This window comes from Streptomyces sp. NPDC048636 (genome assembly GCF_040650655.1).
In the GTDB taxonomy this organism is placed as follows: domain Bacteria; phylum Actinomycetota; class Actinomycetes; order Streptomycetales; family Streptomycetaceae; genus Streptomyces.
In genome coordinates, this window is the sequence record NZ_JBEZHR010000031.1 from 1 (window position 1) to 3,981 (window position 3,981).

Genomic DNA, 3,981 nt, shown 5'->3' on the forward strand with positions numbered 1-3,981 from the left:
CACCACCGGCACCACCATCGACTGGACCGCGTGGTACCCCACCACCCCACCCCCACACACCCTCGAACTCCCCACCTACGCCTTCCAACGCCAGCACTTCTGGCTGGCACCCGCCACTGGCGGCAAGGCGGCCACCGAGGCCGCGTCGGCCGACCGGGAGTTCTGGGAGGCCGTGGAGCGGGAGGATCTGGGGGCGCTGGCGGCGACTCTCGACTCTCCGGCGGATCAGCAGCCCATGCTGAGCGCGGTGTTGCCCACCCTGTCGGCCTGGCGGCGGCACCACCGTCAGCAGTCGGTCATCGATTCGTGGCGCTATCGGGCCACCTGGAAGCACCTTTCCGAACCCCCCGCGCCCCCCGCGCTCTCCGGCACCTGGCTGCTGATCATCCCCGACGGCCATACGGACCATCCCGCCGTTCAGACGGTGGCCCAGGCCCTCACCGCCCACGGCGCCACACCGCTCCCGCACACCATCGACTCCGAGCACGCCGACCGGGACGCTCTCGGGCGCGAACTCGACGCGGCTGCGTCCGGTATGGACTTCACGGGGGTGCTGAGTCTGCTCGCACTCGCGCTGGAGCCGCATCCGGACTTTCCCTCGGTGCCCACCGGGCTCGCCGCCACCACAGCACTCCTTCAGGCTCTGACCGACACCGGGATCGACGCGCCCCTGTGGTGCCTCACCCAAGGCGCCGTCGCCGCCGCGCCCGGCGAGTCACTGCCGCATCCGCTCCAGTCGCAGATCTGGGGGCTTGGCCGTACGGCGGCGCTGGAACACCCGCGAAGCTGGGGCGGTCTGGTCGATCTCCCGACCGTCATCGACCATCACACCGCCCGCCGTCTGGCCACGCTCCTCGTTCCCGGTCAGCCGGAGGACCAGGTCGCGATCCGCACCACCGGTCGCTTCGCCCGCCGTCTCGTGCACGCCACCACTCCGTCCACGGCGCCCGCCACCTGGCAGCCCTCCGGCACCACCCTCATCACCGGCGGCACCGGCGGCCTCGGCGCACAGATCGCCCGCTGGCTCGCCCACCACGGCGCACCCCGACTCCACCTCATCAGCCGCACCGGCCCCCACGCACCCGGCGCCACCGAACTCACCCAAGAACTCACCGCACACGGCACCCACATCACCATCACCGCCTGCGACATCTCCGACCGCGACGCACTGCGCGAACTCCTCGACACCATCCCCACCGAACACCCCCTCACCACCGTCATCCACGCCGCCGGAACGTCGGACACCGAACTGCTGGCCGATCTCGGACCGGATCGGCTGAACCATGTGCTGGGACCGAAGGCGCTGGGCGCAACCCATCTGCATGAGCTCACCCAGGACCTGGACCTCTCCGCGTTCGTGCTCTTCTCCTCCGGCGCCGCCGCCTGGGGCGGCAGCCGCCAAGGCGCGTACGCCGCGGCCAACACCTACCTCGACGCACTCGCCGAACACCGCCGCGCCCGTGGACTCCCCGCCACCAGCCTCGCCTGGGGACCCTGGAGCGACGCCGGAATGGCCGCCGACGACACGGCACGCGCCTTCTACAGCCGACGCGGGCTGTCGCCGCTCAGTCCGGAGCTCGCCCTCGCGTCGCTGCACCACGCGCTCAGCCACCGCGACACCACGGTGACGATCGCGGACATCGACTGGGCGACGTTCCCGGCCACCTTCACCGCTCAGCGCCCCAGCCCCCTGCTCTCCGAGCTCATCCCGGCCACCGGCGGCCCGGCCGATACTCAGGACCGAGCGACCGCCACCCCACTGCTCCAACAGCTCGGCACCGGCACTCCGGCCGAGCAGCATCAGCTCCTGCTCCACCGGATCCAGACCCTGGCGGCCACGATCCTCGGCCACTCCGGGCCGGACGCCATTCCGCCCGGCCAGCCCTTCCAGGAACTCGGGTTCGACTCCCTCACCGCGGTCGAGCTGCGCAATCAACTCACCGCCGCCACCGGTGTCGACCTGCCACCCACCCTGGTCTTCGACCATCCGACCCCCGATGCCCTGGCCGCGTACCTGCGCAGCGAACTCACCGGCGGCCGGACGGCCGTCGTCGAGCACACCCCCACCGCGGCCGCCCTCGACGAACCGATCGCGATCGTCGGGATGGGCTGCCGCTTCCCCGGCGGCGCCCGTACCCCCAAGGAGCTGTGGGACCTGGTGGTGGCACGCCGGGACGCCATCGGGGAGATGCCCACCGACCGTCACTGGGATCTGGCCGCGCTCTTCCATCCGGACCCCGAGCACACGGGTACGAGCTACGTCCGGGAGGGCGGGTTCCTGAACGAGGCGGGCGAGTTCGACGCCGCGTTCTTCGGCATCAGCCCGCGCGAGGCCACCGCGATGGACCCCCAGCAGCGACTGCTGCTCGAAACCGCGTGGGAGACCTTCGAACACGCGGGGCTGGACCGGGACACGCTCAAGGGCAGTACCACCGGCGTCTTCGCGGGGGTGACCTCGCAGGACTATCTCTCGCTCACCGGCGATACGGCGAGTGATGTCGAGGGCTACGTCGCCACGGGGAACATCGGCAGTGTGGTGTCCGGGCGGGTGGCGTATTCGTTCGGTCTGGAGGGGCCCGCCGTCACGGTGGATACCGCGTGCTCCTCGTCCCTGGTGGCCATGCACCTCGCCGCCCAGGCACTGCGCCAGGGCGAATGCACACTCGCCCTCGCCGGGGGTGTGACCGTGATGGCCACTCCGGGAGCGTTCATCGAGTTCTCCCGCCAGCGCGGACTGGCCCCCGACGCCCGTTGCAAGCCCTTCGCGGCGGCGGCCGACGGCATGGTGTGGGGTGAGGGGGTCGGTCTGGTGCTGCTGGAGCGGCTGTCGGAGGCACGCCGCAACGGCCACCGCGTCCTGGCCCTCGTACGGGGTTCCGCGGTCAATCAGGACGGCACCAGCAACGGTCTGACGGCGCCCAACGGCCCCTCGCAGCAGCGGGTGATCCGCCAGGCACTCGCCAACGCCCGGCTCACCCCCGCCGACGTGGACGCCGTGGAAGCGCATGGCACCGGAACCACTCTCGGCGACCCCATCGAGGCCCAGGCGCTGCTTGCCACCTACGGCCAGGAGCGGGCCGACGACCAACCCCTGTGGCTCGGCTCGGTGAAGTCCAACGTCGGGCATACCCAGGCCGCCGCCGGTGTGGCGGGGGTCATCAAGATGGTCATGGCGATGCGCCACGGCCTGCTGCCCGCCTCGCTCCACATCGACGAACCCAGCCACAACGTGGACTGGAACGCGGGCGACGTACGGCTGCTCACGGAGGCCGTCCCCTGGCCCGAGGGCGAACGGCCGCGCCGAGCCGGTGTGTCCTCCTTCGGCATCAGCGGCACCAACGCCCATCTGATCCTTGAACAGGCCCCCGAAGCCGTCGAACCCCGTGGGGCCGCGCCCGTCTCCACACCTGTGGGTGGTGTGCCCTGGCTGCTGTCAGCCCAGAGCGACGAGGCCCTGCGCGGGCAGGCGGCAGCGCTCACCGGGCTGCTGAGTCATACACCGGAGGCGGCACCGGTGGAGGTGGGGTGGTCCCTGCTCACCTCACGGTCGGTCTTCGACCGTCGCGCCGTTGTCATCGGTTCGGAACGCGGAGAACTACTGGCAGGGCTCGAAGCCCTGGCAGCCGGAGAACCCCACCCGGGCGTGGTGAGCCCCGGGGAGATCACACCCCGGACGGGCCACACGGTCTTCCTCTTCAGCGGCCAGGGCAGCCAGCGAGCGGGCATGGGCGCCGAGCTCTACGACCGCTTTCCCGTCTTCGCCGAAGCCTTCGACGAGGTGTGCGCACTCCTCGATCCGCATCTTGAACACCCCCTCCAGGAGTTGGTCTTCAGCAACGCTCCCGATGACGCTGAGCTTCTCGATCACACGACGTATGCGCAGTCGGGTCTGTTCGCGCTGCACATCGCCCTGACCAGACTGCTCGCCTCCGTAGGCGTCCATCCCGACGCGGTCATCGGCCACTCCATCGGAGAAGTCGC

Annotated in this window: 1 protein-coding gene; it reads left to right on the forward strand. The window is 70.9% G+C overall.

Annotated features, from left to right (window positions below; genetic code table 11):
- Nucleotides 1-3,981 (forward strand): SDR family NAD(P)-dependent oxidoreductase (locus AB0C66_RS35895; RefSeq protein ID WP_362448806.1); only part of this gene is annotated, 3,981 nt, incomplete at both ends.